Genomic DNA, 330 nt, shown 5'->3' on the forward strand with positions numbered 1-330 from the left:
ACACGGATAATAATGTCTTTACCATTAGTAGCAATCAACTAAAAATTAATGCTTCCCCCGATTTTGAAACTAAGAATAGTTACAATATTCGCGTCAAAACCACAGACCAAGGGGGGTTAAGTTACGAAAAACAATTAACTATTAACGTCAATGATCTCAATGAAACCCCAACCAATCTCATCCTTAGTAATACCAGTGTTAACGAAAATGTTGCCTCTCTGACTGTAATCGGAGATTTCAGCACCACGGATATTGATACGGGTAATACCTTCAGTTATAGCCTGGTAAACGGTGCAGGAGACACGGATAATAATGTCTTTACCATTAGTA

The 330-nt window shown here is 37.6% G+C and carries 1 protein-coding gene; it reads left to right on the forward strand.

From position 1 onward, the window contains the following. The coding region (locus tag FJR06_RS07150) for a cadherin repeat domain-containing protein (protein WP_168651127.1) at positions 1 to 330 on the forward strand (330 nt) is incomplete at both ends.

It is taken from the genome of Dolichospermum sp. UHCC 0352 (genome assembly GCF_009711925.1).
Classification (GTDB): domain Bacteria; phylum Cyanobacteriota; class Cyanobacteriia; order Cyanobacteriales; family Nostocaceae; genus Dolichospermum; species Dolichospermum lemmermannii.